This window comes from Leifsonia sp. RAF41, from assembly GCF_052114085.1.
Lineage (GTDB): Bacteria > Actinomycetota > Actinomycetes > Actinomycetales > Microbacteriaceae > Leifsonia.
This window is the reverse complement of the sequence record NZ_JBFREB010000001.1, coordinates 3442445-3464038: the sequence shown is the minus strand read 5'-3', so window position 1 is coordinate 3464038 and position 21594 is coordinate 3442445. Positions and strand designations below refer to the sequence as shown.

The window sequence follows — 21594 nt, the reverse complement described above, 5'->3', positions numbered from 1 at the left end:
GTCAGGCGTCGGCGATCGCCGCGAGAGCGAGCGCAGCGTAGACGTCACGGGGCTCCTGCCCCGAGGCAGTGATCGCCTGGGGCATGATCGACGTCTCCGTGAGTCCGGGGAGCACGTTCGCCTCGAGGAACCAGGGCGTCCCCGCCGCGTCGACGATGAGGTCGATTCGCGAGAGATGCCGCAGGCCCAGCGCCCTGTGCGCGGTCACGGCTGCCGCGGCGACCGCCGCCGTCACTCCCTCATCCAGCCGCGCGGGCACGTAGAAGCGGGTCTCCCCCGCGTTGTACCGAGCATCGAAGGTGTAGGCACCCTCAACCGGCTCGATCTCCACCGCGGGAAGCGCCGAGGGACCATCTCCGGTGTCGACGACCGCGACGGACACCTCGATCCCGTCGACCTTCTGCTCGATAAGCGCTACGTCCGAGTACGTGTAGGCGTCGACCATCGCCCGAGGCAGTTCTTCCGCCGTATCGACGATCGTCACACCCTGGGCGGATCCGCCCTGCGCGGGTTTCACGACGACCGGCAGTGAGAGGCCGCGCAGTACGGTCTCGAGAACACTCCCCGCACCGAGCTCGCGGAAGGTCTCCTGCGGGAGGGTCACCGAGCGAGGCGTCGAGACGCCGGCGCGCTCGATGACGGTCTTGGCCGCCGGCTTCGACCAGGCAAGTCTGGACGCGTCGGCGCGGGAACCGACGAAGGGCACCCCGGTCAGTTCCAGCAGCCCCCGAAGGGCGCCATCCTCCCCGCTCGCGCCATGGAGAGCGGGCCAGACGACGTCCGGGCGGCTCTCGTTGAGGAAACCGAGGAGAGAGGCATCGGGATCGCGCAGTGCGACCCGATGGCCCAGCGCATTGAGCCCGTCCGCGACGCGGCGACCGCTGCGCAGCGAGATGTCGCGCTCGTGCGAGATCCCGCCGGCGAGGACGACGATGTCCAGTGCTTCTTTTTCAGCCATGATCAGGTCTTTCTCGTCTAGCGGAGGTCCGTGGGCGGGTTCGCGCTCGTACGGTTCTTACGCGGGGCGTCGAGGAGACCGGTTCCGGCGAACGTCTCGAGCAGGTCCTGCTCGCCGCCGATCACGTTGGCCAGGCGCCGGACGCCCACCCGGATGTTCTCCGGCGTGGGGTAGCAGAAGGACAAGCGAATGTTCTGGGCACCCGAGCCGTCGGCGTAAAACGCAGTACCCGGAGTGTAGGCAACGAGCTCCGTCACCGCCCGCGGCAGCATCGCCTTGGAGTCCAGGTGCGGCGGGAGGGTGACCCACACGTAGAAACCGCCGTTGGGATCCGTCCAGCTGAGTTCCGGCAGGTGCTCGGAGAGCGCGGAGATCATCGCCTCCTTGCGTTCCCGGTACACGCCACGGAAGGTGTCTATCTGGCCCTTCCAGTCGGCGTCGCGGAGATACTCCGAGATGACGAGCTGGCTGAAGGAACTCGGGCTCAGCACCGCCGCCTCATTGGCCAGGATGAGCTTCTCCCGGATGGCGTGCGGCGCGAGCGCCCAGCCCACCCGGAAGCCGGGGGCGAGGGTCTTCGAGAAGGTGCCGAGGTACACGACGCCATCCCGCTCGACGGAGCGCATTGCAGCCGGGGGCTTGTCCTCGAAGTACAACAGGCCGTACGGGTTGTCCTCCAGCACCAGGATGTCGTTCTGCCGCGCGATCTCGAGGATCTCGAGCCGGCGCTCCCAGGTCAGGGTCACCCCCGCCGGGTTGTGGAAGGTCGGGACGGTGTAGAGGAACTTCACGCGCCGGCCCTCTGACTTCAGGCGCGCGATGTGCTCCCGCAGGGCCTGCGGGATGAGGCCGTGCTCGTCCATCGGGACGTGGTCGACCTCGGCCTGGTACGACTTGAAGATCACCATGGCCGTGACGTAGCTCGGACCCTCGGCGAGGACCACATCCCCCGGGTCGATGAAGAGCTTGCTGAAGAGCTCCAGCGCGTGCTGCGATCCGGTGGTGATGACGATGTCGTCCGCGCTGCCACTGATGCCCTCAAGGGCCATCACGTCCAGGATCTGCTCCCGGAGGGCCGGCACGCCCTGGCCCGAGCCGTACTGGAGGGCGACCGCGCCCTGTTCGCGCATGACGCGATCCATCGCCCCCACGACGAGGTCCTGCGGGAGGGCGGAGACGAACGGCATACCGCCGGCCAGTGAGACGACCTCGGGGCGACTGGCCACGGCGAACAGGGCTCGGACCTCGCTGGCGGCCAGGCCGCTCGTGCGCTGCGCGTAGTGGTGATACCACGGGTCCAGATTATTGCCCCGCTGCTGCGGAGTGCTCTGTTCGATCACGTGTGAGTCCGTTTCTCTGCCGTTCAGCAATGCTATGGGGGCAGTGCACCGCCGAGAAAATCGGTGTCGTGTCCCGGGTACGAAAAAGACCCGCCCGGCGGGTGAGCGCCGGACGGGTCTGAAGAGGACGGGTCGCGCTACGCCAGGTAGGCGGCCAGGTCGGCCTCAAGGGCGGGCTTCGGCTTCGCACCGATGACGGTCTTGACGACCTCGCCACCCTGGTAGACCTTCATCGCCGGGATCGACGTGATCTGGTACTTCGCAGCGGTCTGCGGGTTCTCATCGACGTTGAGCTTGACGACCTCGATCTTGTCCGAGTGCTCGGAGGCGATCTGGTCGAGGATCGGGCCGACGGCGCGACACGGACCGCACCACTCAGCCCAGAAGTCCACGAGGATGGTCTTCTCGCTGTTGAGGACGTCCTGCTCGAAGCTGGAGTCCGTGACCGAACGTGCTGCTGACATTGTGTTGTTTCTCCTTAGGCGGTGGCGGTGAGTTCGAGGTCACCCGACGCGCCATCCGCTGCGCTGTCGAGCAAGTCTTGCGGGAGGGTGGTGAGGTAGTGCTCCGCGTCGAGCGCGGCGACCGTACCCGATGCCGCGGCGGTGACCGCCTGGCGATAGGTCGGGTCGATGACGTCGCCCGCGGCGAAGACGCCGGGGAGGTTGGTCTTCGAGCTGCGGCCCTCGACGGCGATGGTGCCCTCCGCCGTCAGATCGAGCTGACCGTGGACGAGGTGGACGCGCGGGTCGTTGCCGATCGCGATGAAGAGACCGTGCAGCTGCAACTCGCTCTCCTCGCCGGTGACCAGGTTGCGGAGCTGGACGTTCTGCACCTGCTCGTCACCGCCGATCCCGACGACCTCGGTGTTCCAGATGAACTCGATCTTGTCGTTGGCGAACGCGCGCTCCTGCATGATCTTGGAGGCGCGGAGCGAGTCGCGACGGTGGATGACGTACACCTTGTCCGCGAAGCGGGTGAGGAAGGTGGCCTCCTCCATCGCCGAGTCGCCGCCGCCGATGACGGCGATCGTGCGCTGGCGGAAGAAGAACCCGTCGCAGGTGGCGCACCAGGAGACGCCGTGACCGGAGAGTCGCTCCTCGTCGGCCAGACCGAGCTTGCGGTAGGCGGAACCGGTCGCGAAGATGACGGCGAGCGCCTCGTGGACCGCGCCGGAGCCGAGCGTGACCCGCTTGACCTCGCCGGTCAGGTCGATCGACACGACGTCGTCGAGGACGATCTCGGTGCCGAACTTCTCTGCCTGCGCCTGCATCTTGAACATGAGGTCCGGTCCCATGACCGCCTCAGGGAAGCCGGGGAAGTTCTCGACCTCTGTGGTGTTCATCAGCTCGCCGCCGGCCTCGACGGAGGAGGCGATCAGCAGCGGCTTCAGGTTGGCGCGTGCCGCATAGACGGCCGCCGTGTATCCGGCGGGGCCGGAACCGATGATGATGATCTGCCGCACGGCAAAACTCCTTGACCTGTCACGACACCTTCGTCTGGAGGCGTCGACCTGTAGAACACATCCTAGGCGGATGCTATTCCGTGTCACCTGGGTGCGCGAGAACGCCCTCCGGCGCGGTTCAGGATGGGCGCGAGTCCGCTCTCGAGGTCGGGCGATCGGAGGATGACGAGGAAGCCCACGTACACGACCAGCATGACGACCCCGGTGACCGCTGTGGCGACGATGGCGGCGATCGGGCCGCTCACGGGGAATCCGCCGGAACCGACGCCGCCGAGGATGACGAGGAAGCCCGCGCCGGCCGCCATCGAGGCGAGCCCCGCGAGGACGAAGCGCCAGAGCGACCCGAGGATGCGGCCGCCGTCGACTCCCCCGGTCCGGCGACGGAGCAGCGCGAATGCCAGGACGGCCTGGACCACGCTGGCGACGGAGACGACGAGGGCAACCGAGGCAGCCCTGATCTCGGGAGCCACCAGGAAGCAGAGCAGCACTCCGACGATCACGACGCCGACCTGCGCGAGGGTGAACAGGAACGGAGTGCGCGTGTCACCGAGTGAGTAGAACGCGCGCTGCGCCATGAACACCAGCGAGAACGGGACGAGCCCGACCAGGTACGCGATCAGGACCAGGCCCAGCGTTTGGTAATCGGAGGTGAAGACGCGCGCGACGGGGTAGGCCGTGACGATGAGAGCTGCCGAGGAGAACACGATCAGCAACATGATCGAGCGTGCGGCCGATGAGAAGTCCTGACGGAACTCAGCCGTCGCCCCCCGATGGGCGTGCTCCGCCATCCGTGTGTAATACGCGGTGACGATGGAGACGGCGATGATGCCGTGCGGCAGCATGAAGATCAGCCAGGCGTTCTGCATGGCGAAGGAACCGGCGAAGTCCGGCCCGGCGGAGTTGGAGACGTTGATCTCGATGAGGCCGGCCACTTGGGTGGCGACGAGCATGGCGAACGTCCATCCGGCCGCCTTCCCGGCTGTTCCGAGGTTCACCCCACGCCAGCCGAAGTCGAAGCGGAAGCGCAAGCCGACCCGGCGCCAGAACACGAAGAGGACGAGGGCCTGGATGGCGATGCCGAGCGTTGCACCGCCGGCGAGCAGGGCGATCATCCCGAACGTCCACTCGGTGTGCTGGTGGCCCGTGGAGAAGGCGCCGAAGGCGAGGATGAACACGCCCAGCATGATGATCGCGACGATGTTGTTGACGACGGGCGCCCAGGTGAACGGCCCGAACGACTTGCGTGCGTTGAGCACCTCGCCGAGCAACGTGTAGAGGCCGAGGAAGAAGATCTGAGGCAGGGACCAATAGGCGAAGGCGGTTGCGAGTTCGCGCTGCGACTCCGGAACGCCGAAAAGTGCGATGAGCAGCGGCGCCAGGAACGTCGCGACGAGGGCGAGGCCCGCGAAGACCACGATGCCAAGGGTCACCAGCTTGTTGATGTACGCCCGGCCACCGTCGGCGTTCACCGACGCGCGGACGATCTGGGGCACCAGGATGGCGTTCAGGATGCCCTGGGCGATGAGCGCGTACAGGCTGTTCGGGATGGCGGTGGCGGTGCCGTAGGCGTTCGCGGCGAACGAGACCACACCGATCGCCTGGACGAGGAGCCAGGCCTTGCCGAAGCCCAGCAGCCTCGATACCAGGGTGCCGGACGCCAGCATTGCGGTAGCGCGGCCGACGCTAGCCACCGTGCCGCTCCTCGGGTGGGGTGGAACCTGACGACGGGGTTACGTCGGCGGTCGTGTCGGTGTCCGGCTCGTCGCCCTCCCCGCTCTTCGACCGGCGACGAAGGATGTTGCGGACGATCCCGAAGCCGAACAGCAGCACCAGCAGGATGCCGAAGATCAGCGCGCCGATGCCCTCCCAGTCGGCGTGCACATCCACCGTCACCGACGTCGGGTCGCCGATAGGAACGCCCGTCGGGCTGTACAGGTGCAGCGAGAGCACGACCTGGCCGTTGCCGACCTTCGCCTTCACCGGGACGAGGACGGTGGCGCGGGAGTCCGGCTGGATGCGTTTCGTCGTCGACTGGTCGATCTCGAGACGACTGTTCGAGGGCGATGCCACGAGGACGATCGTGGCGGCGTCAGCAGGGAGGTCGTTGCTCACGGTGAACGGGATGGAGCCCTGCGCGCTCACGAGGTTGACGTTCTCTGTCGGCAGGATGCGGATCGAGTGCAGCGTCCTGACGGTCGCGGCCCGCTCCTTCGTGACCGCCGCTGTCCAGTCTGTGCGGGGGTTGAGCCACGAGACGGCGAGCAGCGCGAGGAGGTCCGCGCGCGTCCTTCCCGTCAGTCGCGTCGGGTCGTCGAGGATCGTGGCGAACTGCCCGAGCGATGCCTCGTCCTGAATCAGTGCGTGGATGTCCGCGATCCGCTCGGCCGATTCCGGCGCGTCGACGATGTCCAGGCCGGCGGTCGGGGTGGCACCCTTCACCGTCGAGAACGCCGCAGGGGCTGACCACGGCGTCGAGAACAGAGAGTTCAGCGTGCGCTCCAGTTGGGTTCCGCTCGACGGCCAGGACCGATCCAGCCCGATGAGCAGCTTTCGAGGGTCGCCCGATTCCTGACTGATCAACTCGAGCTGCGCGTTCACCTTCGACATGGCTGCGTTCCACGCCACGTCACTGGGGGCGCTGACCGCCTGACGGAGTGCGTCGCTGAGCGCCTGGTCTGTGGACACCATGCGGTCGTTCCCGGAGACGATCGGCGCGTTCGGGGTGCTGCTCTGCTCCGCCGCGTTGGTGTTGCTTCCCGACAGAATCGTCGTGGTGAGCCCAGCGGCAGCAAGGGGCGCCAGGTCGGCGCGACGCACCGTCTTGTCCGCCGGCCAGCTGATCCCGGTGAGGGTGTAGTCCCAGGCGAGCAACGTCGCCAGATCGGGAAGGGCGGGACCAGGCGTCGCTGTCGGGCTCGGGGAGGGCGAGGTCGTTTTCGGTTGCGGCGTGGGAGTCGCGGTGGGCGGTTCTCCGACCGGGGTGGGCGCCGGCGTGAAGTTCTTCGGGTCGATGGCGTACGCGAGGGAGGTGGGCGAGAGGGGGGCCGGCAGACCGGCCTGAATCTGCCCGGCCGCGTCCGCATCCGCGTAACCGAGTGAGAAGGTTTCGTTGGGGAGCTCGGAGAGCTGGACCAGCCACTGCACCGCGCTCGCCGGCGCCGCGTTCCCGAGTACGCGGATGGACGCGATGATCATCGGGTCGATCCCGACCGTGACCGTGGTGTGGCCGGTGAGACCATCGAGCTCCCGGGTGAGGATGCCGTTCGGCGCGGTGTAGGTCGCCAGGTCGTCGGCAGCGATCAGCCCGCTGGAACCGGACGGGGTGACGATCGGCAGCACCACGTTCAGGCCGGCCTGCTTGGCGGCCCCGCCAGGGTTCCACACGACGGAACTGCGCGGTTCCGCCTGGGCGGACCCGGCGCGCACGGTGGCGCCCATCCCGAATACGGCAGAGGTCGTGCGGCCGGAGAACGGCAGCGACGCGGCCGGTGCCGTGAGGCGCACGACTGTGCTGGTTCCCGGCTCGAGCGTGTTCAGCTGCGCCTGGCCGAGACCGACCGCGCCCGACGGCTTCTCCGTCGACGCTGACCACGAGGCCAAGGCGGCGCGTCCGCTCTGCGGCTCCGGGTCCACCCAGAGGGCCACCGATCCGGACGAGTACGCGTTGTCCGTTGGATTCGAGACGGTGACCGAGACTGCGAGGTCTGCGCCTGGGCCGACCACGCCACCGCCGTCCGAGGTGACGGTCGCGGTCAGGGCGGAGGGGCTGGCCGCTGCCACGGGCGAAGGAGTCACGGCGTCGGCCGCCGCCACCGTCCCCACGCCGGTCACTGTGGCCAGTGCGCCGACCAGTGCGCTGACGGTGGCAGCCGCTGCCAGGAGCCGGACGCGGGCGCGAAGTCTCGCACCCCCGCGGAGGGTGGGGGAGGCTGCGCTCATGCGTCGACGCGCGATCCCGACTCGGCCTCCATGTCGACGATTGTAGAGGCCGCCTGCTGAGAGCCCGGCGCGCAGGGCCGTTAAGCTGGGTCACCATGCAGAGCGTCGCCGAATCCCTCGAACGCCTCGGCGACCTCGCACGCACCCGGTCGGTCGCCCGCCTCGCCGACGCATTCGAGGCAGCTGGGCACGAGCTGGCCCTCGTCGGGGGTCCGGTACGAGACGCCCTCCTCGGCCGGCTGGTGCATGATCTCGACTTCACGACGGATGCGCGCCCGGACGACATCCTGAAGATCGTCGCGCCCATCGCCGACGCCGTCTGGGATGTGGGCCGCCAGTACGGCACGATCGGCGCGCGACTCGGAGACGACACCGTCGAAATCACGACCTACCGCAGCGACAGCTACGACGGCACCACCCGGAAGCCGGAGGTGGAGTTCGGCGACAGCCTCGAAGGCGACCTCATGCGTCGAGACTTCACGGTCAATGCGCTCGCCCTACGACTCCCCGAGGTGCGACTGGTCGATCCGTCCGGCGGCGTCGAAGACCTCATGGCGGGCGTGCTGCGGACACCGAGCACCCCGCAGATCTCGTTCGGAGACGATCCGCTTCGGATGATGCGCGCCGCGCGGTTCACGGCGCAGCTGGGCTTCACGGTGGACGACGAGACCCGCGATGCGATGGTCGCCATGGCCGACCGCATCGAGATCATCAGCGCCGAGCGCGTGCGCGACGAGCTGAGCAAGCTGCTCCAAGCGGATGAGCCGCGCGCCGGGGTGGAGTTGCTCGTCGCGAGCGGTCTGGCCGAACTGGTCGTGCCGGAGATCCCCGCGCTGCGGCTGGAGGTGGACGAGCACCACCACCACAAAGACGTGTACCAGCACAGTCTCACGGTGCTGGAGCAGGCGATCGGTTATGAGAAGGAGCGGCATGCGGGCGAGGCGCCCGATCTCGTGCTGAGGCTGGCCGCCATCCTGCACGACATCGGCAAACCGGCGACGCGACGCTTCGAGCCGGGCGGCGCGGTCAGCTTCTATCACCACGACCTAGTCGGGGCGAAGCTGGCCAGGAAGCGGTTGACGGCTCTGCGCTTCGACAGGGCGACCATCGACTCGGTGGCGCGCCTGATCGAATTGCACCTGCGGTTCTTCGGCTACGCCGACGCGCAGTGGACCGACTCCGCAGTGCGGCGTTACGTGCGTGACGCCGGCCCGGAGCTCGAGCGCCTGCATATGCTGACGCGTGCTGACGTCACGACCCGGAACCGACGGAAGGCCGACCGGCTGGGATTCGCGTACGACGATCTCGAGGCGCGCATCCGCGAGCTGCAGGAGCAGGAGGAGCTGGACTCGGTCCGGCCCGACCTGAATGGCGAGCAGGTGATGAGCATCCTCGGCATCCGCCCGGGGCGAGAGGTCGGTCAGGCGATGAAATTCCTGCTCGAGCTGCGTCTCGACGAAGGGCCGCTCGGCGAGGAGGAGGCTTCGCGCCTACTGCTCGCCTGGTGGGCTGACCGCTGACGCGGCTCTCTTTCGCGTGCTTCGTCCCCAGAGCCGCTGACTGACGCGTTCTCCACGGATCCGGTGGAAGCGCCGGGAGGATCCTGCGCCGCCGCCAGGGTGGAGACATGACCGAGATCACCGCCGGCTGGCGCCCCACATCCGCATCCGCTACCCTAGATAAGTTGCCCGGGCGCAGTTCTGCCCTGGGCGCGTCTATGACACCCTCCTGCTGCAGAACGTCTGCAGCCGCTGAGACCAGAGGAGGTGGGTTAGTCATGCATCAGTACGAGTTGATGGTCATCCTCGATCCAGAGATCGATGAGCGCACCGTGGCTCCGAGCCTTGACAAGTTCCTCAACGTCGTTCGTAACGACGGTGGAACTGTCGACAACGTCGACATCTGGGGACGTCGTCGCCTGGCTTACGAGATCAACAAGAAGACCGAAGGCATCTACGCCGTCGTGCAGCTCACCGCTGAGGGCGACACGACCAAGGAGCTCGACCGCCAGCTGAAGCTCAGCGAGGCCGTCATGCGCACCAAGGTCCTCCGCGCGGAAGAGGCGATCGCTCAGGTCGCCGCTGCTCAGAAGCGCGCCGACGAGAAGGCTGCCCGCAAGGCCGCCACCTCCGAGAAGGCCGGCGCCTAGTCCCATGGCCGGCGAGACCGTCATCACCGTGGTGGGAAACCTCACGGCCGACCCCGAGCTGCGCTACACGCAGAACGGGCTGGCAGTCGCCAACTTCACCATCGCGTCCACCCCCCGCACGTTCGACCGTCAGGCGAACGAGTGGAAGGACGGTGAGGCTCTGTTCCTTCGCGCCAGTGTCTGGCGCGAATTCGCCGAGCACGTCGCCGGTTCGCTGACCAAGGGGTCCCGCGTCATCGCGCAGGGTCGTCTGAAGCAGCGCTCCTACGAGACGAAGGAAGGCGAGAAGCGCACCAGCATGGAGCTCGAGATCGATGAGATCGGCCCCTCGCTGCGCTACGCCACCGCGCAGGTCACGCGTGCCCAGTCCTCCGGTGGAGGACGGGGTCCGGGCGGCTTCGGCGGCGGTGCGCCTGCCGTCGAGGAGCCGTGGGCCGCATCTGCCCCCGCGGATCCGTCCGCCGGTGCGGATGTCTGGAACACTCCGGGCTCCTACAACGACGAGACCCCCTTCTAACGAGACTCGCCTCTCGATGGAGGGGCACACATCATCAGCCCGCCGGCCGTCAGCCGGTAGGGCGGAAAGCAAAGGAAACCATGGCTGGAAAGTCGAGCGGCGACCGCCGCAAGCCGATCCGCAAGGGTAAGGACGGCAAGAACGCCGCCCCCGCGAAGTCCGTTCGCGTTGGCGTCATCGATTACAAGGACGTCGCCACCCTGCGCAAGTTCATCTCCGAGCGTGGAAAGATCCGCGCCCGCCGTATCACCGGTGTCTCCGTCCAGGAGCAGCGCCTCATCGCCCGCGCGGTCAAGAACGCGCGCGAGATGGCGCTCCTCCCCTACGCCGGCTCTGGCCGCTAAGGAGCAACGACATGTCGAAGGTAATTCTCACGCACGAGGTCACCGGCCTCGGCTCGGCCGGTGACGTCGTCGACGTCAAGAACGGCTACGCCCGTAACTACCTGGTTCCCCAGGGCTTCGCGATCTCGTGGAGCCGCGGTGGCGAGAAGCAGGTCGAGCAGATCAAGGCGGCTCGCGCCGCTCGCGAGCTGCACACCGTCGAGCAGGCTCAGGACCTCAAGGCGAAGCTCGAGGCCACCAAGGTCAAGCTGACCGTCAAGGCGGGTCGCGAGGGTCGTCTGTTCGGTTCGGTCAAGACCGGTGACGTCGCGGACGCCGTCAAGGCTGCCGGCATCGGCGAGCTCGACAAGCGCAAGATCGAGCTCCCCAACCCCATCAAGGTCGTCGGCGACCACGAGGCGACCGTGCGACTGCACGACGACCTCTCGGCCGTCATCACCCTGCAGGTGGTTGCCGCCAAGTAGGCGAGAAAAGCGAGAAGTGTAGCGGCGGGCTGAGGCCCGCCGCTACCTCTCGTTAAGGGTGATTGTGCACAGGCGCACCGGCCGTGCGACGAACGTTGAACACAGGGTTCAAGGAACTTTTTACACACAGGGTGTTGAAACTGAATGAGCAGGTCAGCGTCAATAATCGTGCCCAAGCTCATTTGTTGTCCACAGGTTTCCACACACCTTCTACACACGCTCCACGGCGTTTCGCGCAGATTTTCCCCAGTTTTATCCACAGGCTGAGTTGTGCGAAGAGGTTGGGGTTCATAGTGTTGACCGACGTCGACGGACGACGGCCGCGGAACTGCGGAAATGTCAGAGGTCGTCCCGACAATCGAGCCGAGGGAACAACTCGCGCGGCGAGCGTGCAAGCACGCCCGCCGACGGTCCCATCGTGCCCGAGCGCATGCGAGCAGTAGAGGAGTGAACGTGTCGATCGCCCATATCGGTCTGGCCGACGGTCGTGACCCGGGCGACGCCCGCTCCCCCGAGCGCACTCCCCCGCACGACCTGCTCGCCGAGCAGAGCGCCCTCGGGGGCATGCTGCTCAGCAAGGATGCTGTCGCAGACGTCGTCGAGGTCATCCGCGGCACCGACTTCTACATTCCCAAGCACGAGATCATCTACGACGCGATCCTGTCGCTCTACTCTCACGGCGAGCCGACGGACGTCATCACCGTCACGGACGAGCTGACCAAGATCGGCGAGCTGTCGCGAGCCGGCGGAGCAGAATACCTGCACACACTGACCAGCCTCGTGCCCACCGCCGCGAACGCGGGCTACTACGCCAACATCGTCGGCGAGAAGGCGCTGCTGCGCCGACTCGTCGAGGCGGGAACCCGCATCACGCAGATGGGCTACAAGGCCGAGGGCGAGGTCCTCGACCTGGTCAACAACGCACAGGCCGAGATCTACTCCGTCACGGGCACCCAGGAGACCGAGGACTACGTCCCCCTCACCGAGGCCGTCACCGTGGCGATCGACGAGATCGAAGCGGCCAAACACAAGGACGGCTCGATGACGGGCGTCCCCACCGGGTTCGCCGAGCTCGACGAACTGACCAACGGCCTCCATCCCGGCCAGATGGTGATCGTCGCGGCCCGACCAGCTCTCGGTAAGTCGACCCTGGCGCTCGACTTCGCGCGCGCGGCGGCGATCAAGCACGACATGCCGACGATCTTCTTCTCGCTCGAGATGGGCCGGAGCGAGATCGCGATGCGCCTGCTCTCTGCAGAGGCGTCCGTCCCGCTGCAGAACATGCGCAAGGGAACGGTGGACAACCGCGACTGGACGACGATCGCATCCACCCGCGGCCGCATCAACGACGCGCCCCTCTACATCGACGACAGCCCCAACATGACCCTGGTGGAGATCCGCGCGAAGTGCCGCCGGCTCAAACAGCGCGTCGGTCTCAAGATGGTGATCATCGACTACCTCCAGCTGATGACCAGCGGCAAGCGCGTCGAGAGCCGCCAGCAGGAGGTCAGCGAGTTCTCGCGCGCGCTCAAGCTGCTCGCCAAGGAACTTCAGGTGCCGGTCATCGCCCTGTCGCAGCTGAACCGTGGCCCCGAGCAGCGCGCCGACAAACTTCCCGCGCTGAGTGACCTCCGCGAGTCCGGCTCGATCGAGCAGGACGCCGACATGGTCATCCTGCTCCACCGCGAGTCCGCCTACGAGAAGGACAACCCGAGAGCAGGCGAGGCCGACCTCATCGTGGCGAAGCACCGAAACGGACCGACGCGGACCGTCACCGTCGCCTTCCAGGGGCACTACTCCCGTTTCACGGACATGGCGCCGGTCTAGTCGACGCGTGCGGAAGGCGCCTGTCACACCTCGCAGTGAAACGATGATCGGAGCCCACCGAATGCTTCTGAGACACCGCGGCAGCGACCCGATGATCGATCCCGCCGCCTACGTGGCCGCATCCGCCGTGATCGTGGGGAACGTTCGGATCGCCGCAGGCGCCCGCATTCTCCACGGAGCAGTGATCACCGCCGAGGATGGAGCGGTCACCATCGGTGAAGACACCATCGTCATGGAGCACGCTCTGCTCCGCGGCCGGGCCGACCACCCCGTGCACATCGGCGCCGCCGTCATGGTCGGCCCCCACACCCACGTCAACGGCAGCATCGTCGCGGACGAGGCGTTCATCGCCACCGGCGCTTCCCTCTTTCCGGGGAGCCTCGTCGGAGCCGGGGCCGAGGTCCGGATCAATGGCGTCGTCCAGGTCAACACAGTTCTCGAGCCCGGAGCGGTCGTTCCGATCGGGTGGATCGCGGTCGGAGACCCCGCGTCGATTCTCTCGCCCGATCGCCACCAGGAGATCTGGGCGATCCAGTGCGAGCTCGACTTTCCCGGCACCGTGTACGGCGTGGGACGCGAGGCGTCGATGCGGGACCTCATGCGGCAGCAGTCCCAGTTCTACGGTGCCCACGCCACCGATGAGGATGTCACCCGCTGAACCACCGCCGCGCGGCCGACGCGGATCATCCTCACGGACGACGCGCCACCGGCCGGGGGACGATTCAATGGATGCATGATGGGCATCCTCCTTCCCGTGCTGCAGGGCGCAGGCAGCGTGGCGCTCGCTCTCGTGGCGTTCGCCCTGGCGTTCACCTGGCCGGCGTTGCTCCGGCCCATCCTGGCTTTGCGCACCGATGGTGCTCGCGTGCTGGCGTCCACCGGACTGGGCGTTGTCCTGTTGCTCGCCGCGTCACTCCTCTACGCGACTCCCGGTGTGCTCCTGCGTGACCCACTGGGGATGCTCCTGGCGCTTCCGGTGGCGACGTTGTGGCTCATCGGTGCGGTCGCCCTCGTCGTGCGCGGTCTTGTCATGGGAGGCGCGGCTCGGGCGATCTCGTACGCATTCGCCGTCGTCACGGTGTGTGGCGCCGCCGCCGGGATCGTGTCCGCCGTGCTGACGCAGCACGGCGTCGCGGACGACGTCACAGCCACGGGCGCCTTCCTGCTGGCGGTCGGCGGGCTCGCATCCGTCATTCTGTGGGCGCGGGCCGACGATCCGGAACCGCGTCGTCGCCGGCGACCGCATCCGACCGCCGTGTAACGTTCCACCGCCGCGAGACCCACACGACCGCGTACCCGGCGACCAGGATGACGACGGCGATCAGGACGACGTAGAAGGCGACAGACAGGTACCCGTTCGGACTGGTCTGCGGGTTGAGGAACGGATACGGGTACCACGGCTGCTTCCCGCTGACCGGTTCGGCGGCGAACGGCGCCCGGATCAGCGTGTAGATCGCCCACACGATCGGGAACACCGCGATGCCCCACACCGCCCGCAGTCGAAGCGGGGTCCGGCCCGGCGCGAACAGCCAGTCGATCAGCAGGTACAGCGGCGCGACGACATGCAGCACTTCGTTCGACCAGCCGACGGTCGTGCCCTGCGGCAACGGGATGTTGCGCAGCAGCAGGTTGTAGACGACGCCCGTCGTCACCAGATACGTCACCGCCGCCGCGCGCAGCGCCGTGAACCATCCCGGGTCATCGCCGCGCCGCACGACGAGCAGCACCGCGCCGATCCCGAGCACCACGATCCCGAGCACATTCGAGTCGATCGTGAAGAAGCTGAAGAAGTTCGTAACCAGCCCGGCCACGCTTCCACCGCGATCGCTCGTCGAATGGATGCTAGTGCCCAGCTGAACGGCGACGGCCGCGACCATGAGCAAAAAGACCACCGCGCGCAGCGCCGCGAAACCGATCCGCATGCCGTGATCGTAGCGAGCGGACGCGTCTCGATGCGGTGAACGCGCAGGAACCCGCCGACTAGACTGGAGGGCGAATCCGTACGAAAGAGGTCGCCTCGTGGCTACCGCCGTCCCCGCCCAGAATGCCCGCGCCCACGCGCACAACCGGTACTGGGTCGTCCCCGCCGTCCGCGCCGTCGTGGCCCTCGCCGCCGCCGCCGTCATCACTTTCACGCGGGACGCGCACACTGCGGCCTTCGGTCTGATCGTGTTCGGCGTCTTCGCGCTCGTCGACGGACTTGCCACCGGTGTCCTGAGCTGGTTGCTCGCCGGACGCAGGCTGACGCGAACGTTGTTCGCCGTGCAGGGCGTCATCGGTGTGATCGCCGGTGTGGTCGCGCTCGCGCTGTCGGGTGGCGGGCTCGGACTGTACCTCTACCTCGTGACGGTGTGGGCGGCGCTGACCGGCTTCCTCGAGCTGTACAACGGCATCCGGGAGCGCGGCCGGGACGCTGCCGCCCGTGATTGGCTCATCACCGGTGCCATCACCGCCGTCCTTGCACTCGCGTTGTTGTTCGCCCCGGCCGACGCCATCCTCGCCATCGGGCTCTTCGGCGCCTGGGCGGTCATTGTCGGCGTCTTCCAGGGCATCGGCGCGGTGACTCTGCGGTCGGCTGCACGACCCGGTGACGAAACACGCGGAGTGGAGAGCGGATCGTGACCTCGCGCGACAAGAAAGACCCTCGATTGACCCAGAATCTGCAGCCCTCCCGTCGGGACCGGTTCCTGCCGGTGGAGCTTCTAGCGATCTCGGCCGGACTGGCTGTGTTCGTCGGCCTGATCGTGCTCATCGCGACGCGCGAGTTCGTGCTCGCCGGAATCGGCCTGGGTGTGACGTTCATCGTCGCGCTCGTGCTGCTGGCGCTTTTCGCACTCGCCTTCAAGCCGACCGAGGCCGAGGTGGAGGACATCCACGAGCAGGACGCCGAAGCCCGCGCCAAGGCGGCCCGGGCGCGCGCCGAGGGCGACGAGCGCCCGCGCGGGCACTGACCGGCGCCTGCCGGTCGGCAAGCGTTACAGGTAGTCGACGAGCTCCGACGCCAGACCTACATACCCGGCGGGCGTCAGCGCCAGAAGGCGGTTCTTCGCCGCCTGGCCGATCTCCAGACCGTTGACGAACTCCGTCAGCGCAGCGTGGTCGACGCGCTTTCCGCGGGTCAGCTCTTTGAGCAGCGCGTACGGATCCGTGATCGTGGAGCGGCCGGCCGTGACCTCCGCGCGGATCACGGTCTGGATCGCCTCCGCGAGCACTTCCCAGTTGGAGTCCAGATCGTCGGCGAGCAGCTGGCGGTCGATGGTGATCTGCCCCAGCCCGCGCTCGATGTTGTCGAGTGCCAGCAGGGAATGACCCAGGCCCACGCCGATGTTGCGCTGGGTGGTCGAGTCGGTGAGGTCGCGCTGCAGGCGGCTGGTGACGAGCGTCGCCGCGAGCGAGTCGAGCACCGCGCTGGAAAGCTCGAGGTTGGCCTCCGCGTTCTCGAAGCGGATCGGGTTGACCTTGTGCGGCATGGTGGACGACCCGGTGGCGCCGGGCTCCGGGACCTGGCGGAAGTACCCGAGAGAGATGTACGTCCAGATGTCGGTGCACAGGTTGTGCAGGATGCGATTCGCGTGTGAAATGCGCGAGTACAGCTCCGCCTGCCAGTCGTGCGACTCGATCTGCGTGGTCAGCGGGTTCCAGTCGAGGCCGAGGCTCTCGACGAATTCCCGCGAGATGCGGGGCCAGTCGGCTTCCGGATCGGCGATGAGGTGGGCGGCGAAGGTCCCGGTGGCGCCGCTGAACTTGCCCAGGTGGACGCCCGATTCGATCTGCGTGCGCACCCGTTCCAGGCGGTGGACGAAGACGGCCAGCTCCTTGCCCATGGTCGTCGGCGTCGCGGGCTGGCCGTGGGTGCGGGCGAGCATCGCGTCATCGCGGTACTGCTTCGCCTGCGCGCGCAGTTCGGCGATCACCGCGCGGAACTTCGGAAGCCAGGACTCGCGGACCGCCGCACTCACCGTGAGCGCGTACGAGAGGTTGTTGATGTCCTCGCTCGTCGCCGCGAAGTGGGTCAGCTCGGCGATGTGGTCGAGCCCGAGTGCGTGCAGGCGCTCGCGCACCAGGTACTCGACCGCCTTCACGTCGTGCTTGGTCGTCGCCTCGAGTTCGGCCAGGCGATCGATCTCGGGCTGCCCGAACTCGTCGGCGAGGGCGCGCAGGGCGCGCTTCTGGTCCTCCGTCAGCGGCGACGAGCCGAACATCCGGTGCTCGGTGAGGTAGAGCAGCCACTCGACCTCGACCTGCACGCGCGCCCGGTTGAGGCCGGCCTCGGAGAGGTGGTCGCCGAGCCCGATGACGGCGGACCGATAGCGGCCGTCCAGGGGGCTGAGCGGCTGGGGAGGCAGGGCGGTCATGGTGCTCCTCGCGAAATCAGGCGGCGGGTACTCCACCATTCTCCCGCACGCCGCTGGTCGGTGCCGACGCCGCCGGCACGACCGGGCTCAGTCGCGGCGGGCGGGCCGGAAGATCAGACCGAGCAGCCAGGCGATGATGCCGAGCACGAGCGCGCCCAGGACACCGGACCAGAAGCCGTCGATGTGCAGCCCGAAACCTATCGCGTCGCTGATCCAGGAAACGATGAAGAGGAGGAACGCGTTGACGAGCAACGAGATCAACCCCAGCGTGAGGATATAGAGCGGGAACGCGACGATCCGGATGACCGTGCCGACGATGGCGTTCACCACTCCGAAGATCAGGGCGATGAGCAGGTACGTCAGCACGAGCGCGGTCGTGTCCGACGCGTAGGGATGCACGGTCACACCGCTGACGATCAGCGTCGTGAGCCAGAGGGCGATGGCGTTGATGATCAGTCTGAGCAGGAATCGCATGGATCCATCCTGTCAGTGGACACAGAGGGGTACAAAGGGTGCGTCCTCCACAGATTCCGGTAATTCCTCTCCGGGTATGCGGGCGCGACTAAGTTGGGTCTGTGAGTTCGGAAGACACCTTCGGCGTGAGACTGCGCCCCGAGATCGTTGCTGTCCCCGCCTACAAGCAGGGGCGGCCGGCGCCGGCGGACGGCTTCAAGCTGTCGAGCAACGAGAACCCCTACCCGCCTCTCCCCTCGGTGGTGGAGGCGGTGACGGCGACCCTGCACGAGCTCAACCGCTACCCCAACGCGGGCGGAGCCGACCTGCGCGCCCGGCTGGCGGAGCGACACGGCGTCGGGATCGAGGAGGTCCACCTGGGCAGCGGCTCGGTAGCCCTCCTGTCGCAGCTGATCGCGGCCGCGGCCGGTGTCGGCGACGAAGTCGTGTACTCCTGGCGCTCGTTCGAGGCGTATCCCGGGCTCGTGACGGTGACCGGCGCCACGAGCATCCAGGTGCCGAACCGTGCCGACGGCAGCCATGATCTGGATGCGATGGCCGAGGCGATCACGGAGCGAACACGCGTCGTGATCGTGTGCACGCCCAACAACCCGACCGGCACGATCGTCACGGCCGCGGCCTTCGAGGCGTTCATGGCGCGCGTCCCCTCGGACCTTCTCGTCCTCCTCGACGAGGCGTACTTCGAGTTCGTCACGGATGACGCCGCGGTCGATGGCATCCCCCTGCTGTCCCGCTACCCCAACCTCGTCGTGCTGCGCACGTTCTCCAAGGCCTACGGGCTGGCGGCGCTGCGCATCGGCTATGCGGTCGGGCCGGCGGCCGTACTGAACGCGGCGCGTTCCGCCGCCATCCCGCTCTCGGTCACCGATGCCTCCCGCGTCGCCGCGCTCGCCTCCATCGAGGCCGAAGACGAGTTGATGGAGCGCGTCGCCCGTGTCGCGATGCGCCGCGACCGGCTCCGTGACGCCCTGATCCAGCTGGGCTGGGCGGTCCCGGAGGCCCAGGGCAACTTCGTGTGGCTTGCGACCGGTGAACAGACCGTCGAGGCCAACGACGCATTCTTCGACGCCGGACTGACGGTTCGCGCGTTCCCTCCGGAGGGCATCCGCATCAGTGTCGGCGAGGAGGAGTCTGTGGACAAACTCCTGCAGGTTGCCGGTGATATTGTGCGGAACCTACCAAATGGGCACTCCGGCAAGCGGTTAGGTTAGAACGGTGGTTGCGACGAACGAGATCCCGCGCCCGGCGAACACGGTCCAGCTGCTCACGGCAGACGGCCGCTTCCAGCCGAGCGAGACGTCGGCAGAGTACCTCCCCTACTTGGAGCGTCTCGACGAGAACGATTACCGCCGCTTCTACCGCGACATGGTGCGTGTGCGGGCGTTCGACATCGAGGCCGCCAACCTGCAGCGGCAGGGCCAGCTCGGATTGTGGGTTCCCAGCCACGGCCAGGAGGGCGCCCAGGTGGGCTCGGCCCACGCCGCGAAGCCGCAGGACCACCTGTTCCCGACCTACCGCGAGCACGTCGTCGGCATGATCCGCGGTATCGATCCGATCGGCATCATCGGCCTGCTGCGTGGGACGACCCACGGTGGCTGGGACCCGACCGATCCCGCCGTCGGCAACTTCCACCTCTACACGCTCGTGATCGGGTCGCAGACCCTGCACGCGACCGGGTACGCCATGGGCATGAAGTTCGACGGCAAGGTGGGCACGGGCGACCCGACGCAGGATGAGGCGTCCATCGTCTACTTCGGTGACGGCGCGACCAGCCAGGGGGATGTGAGCGAGGCGTATGTCTTCGCCGCGAGCTATCAGACCCCTCAGGTGTTCTTCCTGCAGAACAATCACTGGGCGATCTCCGTTCCGGTGAGCACGCAGTCCCGCACTCCGCTCTATCTGCGGTCGAGTGGATTCGGCATCCCGGGCGTGCAGATCGACGGCAACGACGTGCTTGCTGCGTACGCGGTGACGGCGAAGCACCTGGACGACGCCCGCAGCGGCGAGGGGCCGAGCATGATCGAGGCCCTCACCTACCGCATGGGCGCCCACACTTCGAGTGACGACCCCAGCAAGTACCGCAGCGATGACGAGGTCACCTACTGGGCCGAGCGTGACCCGATCCTGCGGTTCCGTGTCTTCCTGGAGCAGCAGGGTGTCGGCCAGGCGTTCTTCGATAGTGCGGATGAAGAAGGGGCTGACCTCGCGGCCGACATCCGCCGCCGGACCCTCGAACTCACCCCTCCTTCCGCCGCCTCGATGTTCGACCACGTCTACAGTGAGCCGCATCCGCTGACAGAGGAGCAGCGGCGCTGGCTCCTGGACTACGAGGAATCGTTCGGAGGCGACGCATGAGCGACGTGAGAAGCGAGGCCGAGTACGTGGAGGCCGAATTGATCGAGGAACCGGCCGCCACTGGCCCGTCGGACGAGGAAACCGCCGCAGACAGCGCGTCGCTCGACACGCAGGCCATCGACGTGGTCGAGATCGTCGAGAGCGACCCGGATTCGCGCGTGCTCGAAGAGCACGTCGCCGAACAGGAGTGGACGCGGGAATTCGTGATCGAGGACGAGCAGATGGGTGCCTTCCCCGACACTGCGTACCCTGCCGCACACACCGACGCGCAGGCCTCTGCCGAGGTGGGCGCGGAGGCTGCTGCCGCCGAACACGCCGACGAGACGCCTGAGCAGGCGGTGGCGGACGCCGCGCCCGAGCCGCGCATCCAGTCGCTGCCGATGGTGAAAGCGCTCAACGCCGGTCTCCGGCGCGCGCTCGCCGACGACCCGAAGGTGATTCTCCTGGGCGAGGACATCGGCCCGCTCGGCGGAGTCTTCCGAGTGACCGAGGGCCTGCAGAAGGAGTTCGGCCCGCAGCGCGTGGTGGACACGCCGCTCGCCGAGGCCGGCATCATCGGTACGGCGATCGGTCTGGCGATGCGCGGCTACCGCCCGGTCGTCGAGATCCAGTTCAACGGTTTCGTCTTCCCCGGCTTCGACCAGATCACTACGCAGCTCGCCAAGATGACGAACCGGCACAACGGCAGGCTGCCCTTCCCGGTGGTCATCCGCATCCCGCACGGCGGCCACATCGGGGCGGTAGAGCACCACCAGGAGGCGCCCGAGGCGTACTTCGCGCACACGGCCGGCCTTCGCGTCGTGGCGCCCTCGACCCCGCACGACGCGTACTGGATGATCCAGGAGGCCATCCGTTCCGACGACCCCGTGGTCTTCTTCGAGCCGATGAGCCGCTACTGGCCCAAGGGCGAGGTCGACCTCGTCGAGAACCCGACGGCGCTGCACGCCAGCCGGGTCGTCCGCACGGGCACGGATGCGACCATCGTCGCGTGGGCCGGCATGGTGAGCGTGGCACTCCGCGCGGCGGAACTCGCCGCGGAGGAGGGGCGCAGCCTCGAGGTGATCGACCTGCGCTCGCTCTCCCCCGTCGACTACGGGCCGGTCATCGCATCCGTCCAGAAGACGGGTCGTCTGGTCATCGCCCAGGAAGCGCCGGGCAACGTGTCCGTCGGGTCCGAGGTGGCCGCGACCGTCGCCGAGAAGGCGTTCTACTCGCTGGAGGCGCCGGTGATCCGTGTCGCGGGCTTCGACGTCCCCTTCCCGCCGGCCAAGCTCGAGGAGCTCTACCTCCCCGACGCCGACCGCATCCTCGAGGCCGTCGACCGGGCCCTGGCGTACTGATCGCCCCGGCCGGAGCGCGCCGCACAGGCACGCTGTATTGAAGACACGCTGTATTGAAGACAGAGAG

General features: G+C 67.6%; 22 protein-coding genes. 13 read left to right on the top strand and 9 right to left on the bottom strand.

Annotated features, from left to right (window positions below):
• Position 1: 1 nt before the first annotated feature.
• The 6 genes from AB4Y74_RS16845 to AB4Y74_RS16820 form a co-directional block, all read right to left on the bottom strand.
• Complete coding sequence (locus tag AB4Y74_RS16845; RefSeq protein ID WP_441800208.1) at positions 2–958, bottom strand: D-alanine--D-alanine ligase family protein; 957 nt, start codon at positions 956–958, stop codon at positions 2–4.
• A gap of 17 nt (positions 959–975) precedes the next feature.
• Complete coding sequence (locus tag AB4Y74_RS16840) at positions 976–2298, bottom strand: aminotransferase-like domain-containing protein (protein WP_441800207.1); 1323 nt, start codon at positions 2296–2298, stop codon at positions 976–978.
• Between the two features lie 137 nt (positions 2299–2435).
• Positions 2436–2762 carry a thioredoxin gene (trxA, locus tag AB4Y74_RS16835; RefSeq protein ID WP_441800206.1) on the bottom strand — a complete coding sequence of 109 codons (327 nt, stop codon included), beginning with the start codon at positions 2760–2762 and terminating at the stop codon, positions 2436–2438.
• A gap of 14 nt (positions 2763–2776) precedes the next feature.
• Positions 2777–3763 carry a thioredoxin-disulfide reductase gene (gene trxB / locus AB4Y74_RS16830; RefSeq protein WP_441800205.1) on the bottom strand — a complete coding sequence of 329 codons (987 nt, stop codon included), beginning with the start codon at positions 3761–3763 and terminating at the stop codon, positions 2777–2779.
• 83 nt (positions 3764–3846) lie between these two features.
• Positions 3847–5454 (bottom strand): murein biosynthesis integral membrane protein MurJ, encoded by a 1608-nt coding sequence (gene murJ / locus AB4Y74_RS16825; protein ID WP_441800204.1) that lies wholly within the window; start codon positions 5452–5454, stop codon positions 3847–3849.
• Complete coding sequence (locus AB4Y74_RS16820; protein WP_441800203.1) at positions 5447–7702, bottom strand: DUF6049 family protein; 2256 nt, start codon at positions 7700–7702, stop codon at positions 5447–5449. The genes murJ and AB4Y74_RS16820 overlap by 8 nt, the downstream gene beginning before the upstream one ends.
• A gap of 95 nt (positions 7703–7797) precedes the next feature.
• Between AB4Y74_RS16820 and AB4Y74_RS16815 the strand changes: the two genes are divergently transcribed.
• From AB4Y74_RS16815 to AB4Y74_RS16780, 8 genes are all read left to right on the top strand, one after another.
• Positions 7798–9222 carry a CCA tRNA nucleotidyltransferase gene (locus AB4Y74_RS16815; protein WP_441800202.1) on the top strand — a complete coding sequence of 475 codons (1425 nt, stop codon included), beginning with the start codon at positions 7798–7800 and terminating at the stop codon, positions 9220–9222.
• 257 nt (positions 9223–9479) lie between these two features.
• Complete coding sequence (rpsF, locus tag AB4Y74_RS16810) at positions 9480–9851, top strand: 30S ribosomal protein S6 (RefSeq protein WP_441786793.1); 372 nt, start codon at positions 9480–9482, stop codon at positions 9849–9851.
• Between the two features lie 4 nt (positions 9852–9855).
• Positions 9856–10368: a single-stranded DNA-binding protein gene (locus tag AB4Y74_RS16805; RefSeq protein ID WP_441800201.1), complete on the top strand. Its 513-nt coding sequence runs from the start codon at positions 9856–9858 to the stop codon at positions 10366–10368.
• Positions 10369–10448: 80 nt separating this feature from the next.
• Positions 10449–10712, top strand: coding sequence for a 30S ribosomal protein S18 (gene rpsR / locus AB4Y74_RS16800; protein WP_018189012.1), 264 nt, complete (start codon positions 10449–10451; stop codon positions 10710–10712).
• Between the two features lie 11 nt (positions 10713–10723).
• A complete protein-coding gene (rplI, locus tag AB4Y74_RS16795) occupies positions 10724–11176 on the top strand; it encodes a 50S ribosomal protein L9 (protein ID WP_374008895.1) in 453 nt (150 codons plus the stop codon).
• A 453-nt stretch (positions 11177–11629) separates the two neighbouring features.
• On the top strand, positions 11630–13003 hold the full coding sequence (dnaB, locus tag AB4Y74_RS16790) for a replicative DNA helicase (protein ID WP_441800200.1): 1374 nt from the start codon (positions 11630–11632) through the stop codon (positions 13001–13003).
• A 61-nt stretch (positions 13004–13064) separates the two neighbouring features.
• On the top strand, positions 13065–13661 hold the full coding sequence (locus AB4Y74_RS16785; protein WP_441800199.1) for a gamma carbonic anhydrase family protein: 597 nt from the start codon (positions 13065–13067) through the stop codon (positions 13659–13661).
• Between the two features lie 75 nt (positions 13662–13736).
• Complete coding sequence (locus AB4Y74_RS16780) at positions 13737–14264, top strand: hypothetical protein (protein ID WP_441800198.1); 528 nt, start codon at positions 13737–13739, stop codon at positions 14262–14264.
• Here AB4Y74_RS16780 and AB4Y74_RS16775 read toward each other — a convergent pair.
• Positions 14194–14925: a Pr6Pr family membrane protein gene (locus tag AB4Y74_RS16775; protein ID WP_441800197.1), complete on the bottom strand. Its 732-nt coding sequence runs from the start codon at positions 14923–14925 to the stop codon at positions 14194–14196. The genes AB4Y74_RS16780 and AB4Y74_RS16775 overlap by 71 nt on opposite strands.
• Before the next feature lie 97 nt (positions 14926–15022).
• Here AB4Y74_RS16775 and AB4Y74_RS16770 point away from each other — a divergent pair, with 97 nt between their 5' ends.
• The gene (locus AB4Y74_RS16770; protein ID WP_441800196.1) at positions 15023–15625 is read left to right on the top strand and encodes a DUF308 domain-containing protein; all 603 of its coding nucleotides are present in this window, start codon (positions 15023–15025) and stop codon (positions 15623–15625) included.
• Positions 15622–15954 (top strand): hypothetical protein, encoded by a 333-nt coding sequence (locus AB4Y74_RS16765; protein ID WP_441800195.1) that lies wholly within the window; start codon positions 15622–15624, stop codon positions 15952–15954. The genes AB4Y74_RS16770 and AB4Y74_RS16765 overlap by 4 nt, the downstream gene beginning before the upstream one ends.
• A 24-nt stretch (positions 15955–15978) precedes the next feature.
• Here AB4Y74_RS16765 and purB read toward each other — a convergent pair whose 3' ends face one another.
• Entirely contained in the window at positions 15979–17358 is a 1380-nt protein-coding gene (purB, locus tag AB4Y74_RS16760) for an adenylosuccinate lyase (protein WP_441800194.1), read from the bottom strand.
• Between the two features lie 87 nt (positions 17359–17445).
• The gene (locus AB4Y74_RS16755) at positions 17446–17832 is read right to left on the bottom strand and encodes a phage holin family protein (protein WP_441800193.1); all 387 of its coding nucleotides are present in this window, start codon (positions 17830–17832) and stop codon (positions 17446–17448) included.
• 101 nt (positions 17833–17933) lie between these two features.
• On the opposite strand from AB4Y74_RS16755, the gene AB4Y74_RS16750 reads away from it, so the two are divergent.
• The 3 genes from AB4Y74_RS16750 (at position 17934) to AB4Y74_RS16740 (ending at position 21527) form a co-directional block, all read left to right on the top strand.
• Complete coding sequence (locus AB4Y74_RS16750) at positions 17934–19043, top strand: pyridoxal phosphate-dependent aminotransferase (protein ID WP_441800192.1); 1110 nt, start codon at positions 17934–17936, stop codon at positions 19041–19043.
• A gap of 4 nt (positions 19044–19047) precedes the next feature.
• Positions 19048–20187 carry a thiamine pyrophosphate-dependent dehydrogenase E1 component subunit alpha gene (locus tag AB4Y74_RS16745; RefSeq protein WP_441800191.1) on the top strand — a complete coding sequence of 380 codons (1140 nt, stop codon included), beginning with the start codon at positions 19048–19050 and terminating at the stop codon, positions 20185–20187.
• Between the two features lie 380 nt (positions 20188–20567).
• On the top strand, positions 20568–21527 hold the full coding sequence (locus AB4Y74_RS16740; protein WP_441800470.1) for an alpha-ketoacid dehydrogenase subunit beta: 960 nt from the start codon (positions 20568–20570) through the stop codon (positions 21525–21527).
• Positions 21528–21594: the final 67 nt, after the last annotated feature.

Excerpts from the sequence above, each read along its gene's own strand:
- AB4Y74_RS16755 (WP_441800193.1), bottom strand. The coding sequence starts at position 17,832 with ATGCGATTCCTGCTCAGACTGATCATCAACGCCATCGCCCTCTGGCTC.
- AB4Y74_RS16820 (WP_441800203.1), bottom strand. The coding sequence starts at position 7,702 with ATGAGCGCAGCCTCCCCCACCCTCCGCGGGGGTGCGAGACTTCGCGCC.
- rpsF (WP_441786793.1), top strand. The coding sequence starts at position 9,480 with ATGCATCAGTACGAGTTGATGGTCATCCTCGATCCAGAGATCGATGAG.
- AB4Y74_RS16815 (WP_441800202.1), top strand. The coding sequence starts at position 7,798 with ATGCAGAGCGTCGCCGAATCCCTCGAACGCCTCGGCGACCTCGCACGC.
- AB4Y74_RS16740 (WP_441800470.1), top strand. The coding sequence starts at position 20,568 with ATGGTGAAAGCGCTCAACGCCGGTCTCCGGCGCGCGCTCGCCGACGAC.
- rplI (WP_374008895.1), top strand. The coding sequence starts at position 10,724 with ATGTCGAAGGTAATTCTCACGCACGAGGTCACCGGCCTCGGCTCGGCC.
- AB4Y74_RS16805 (WP_441800201.1), top strand. The coding sequence starts at position 9,856 with ATGGCCGGCGAGACCGTCATCACCGTGGTGGGAAACCTCACGGCCGAC.
- AB4Y74_RS16780 (WP_441800198.1), top strand. The coding sequence starts at position 13,737 with ATGATGGGCATCCTCCTTCCCGTGCTGCAGGGCGCAGGCAGCGTGGCG.
- purB (WP_441800194.1), bottom strand. The coding sequence starts at position 17,358 with ATGACCGCCCTGCCTCCCCAGCCGCTCAGCCCCCTGGACGGCCGCTAT.
- AB4Y74_RS16845 (WP_441800208.1), bottom strand. The coding sequence starts at position 958 with ATGGCTGAAAAAGAAGCACTGGACATCGTCGTCCTCGCCGGCGGGATC.
- rpsR (WP_018189012.1), top strand. The coding sequence starts at position 10,449 with ATGGCTGGAAAGTCGAGCGGCGACCGCCGCAAGCCGATCCGCAAGGGT.
- AB4Y74_RS16785 (WP_441800199.1), top strand. The coding sequence starts at position 13,065 with ATGCTTCTGAGACACCGCGGCAGCGACCCGATGATCGATCCCGCCGCC.
- AB4Y74_RS16775 (WP_441800197.1), bottom strand. The coding sequence starts at position 14,925 with ATGCGGATCGGTTTCGCGGCGCTGCGCGCGGTGGTCTTTTTGCTCATG.
- trxA (WP_441800206.1), bottom strand. The coding sequence starts at position 2,762 with ATGTCAGCAGCACGTTCGGTCACGGACTCCAGCTTCGAGCAGGACGTC.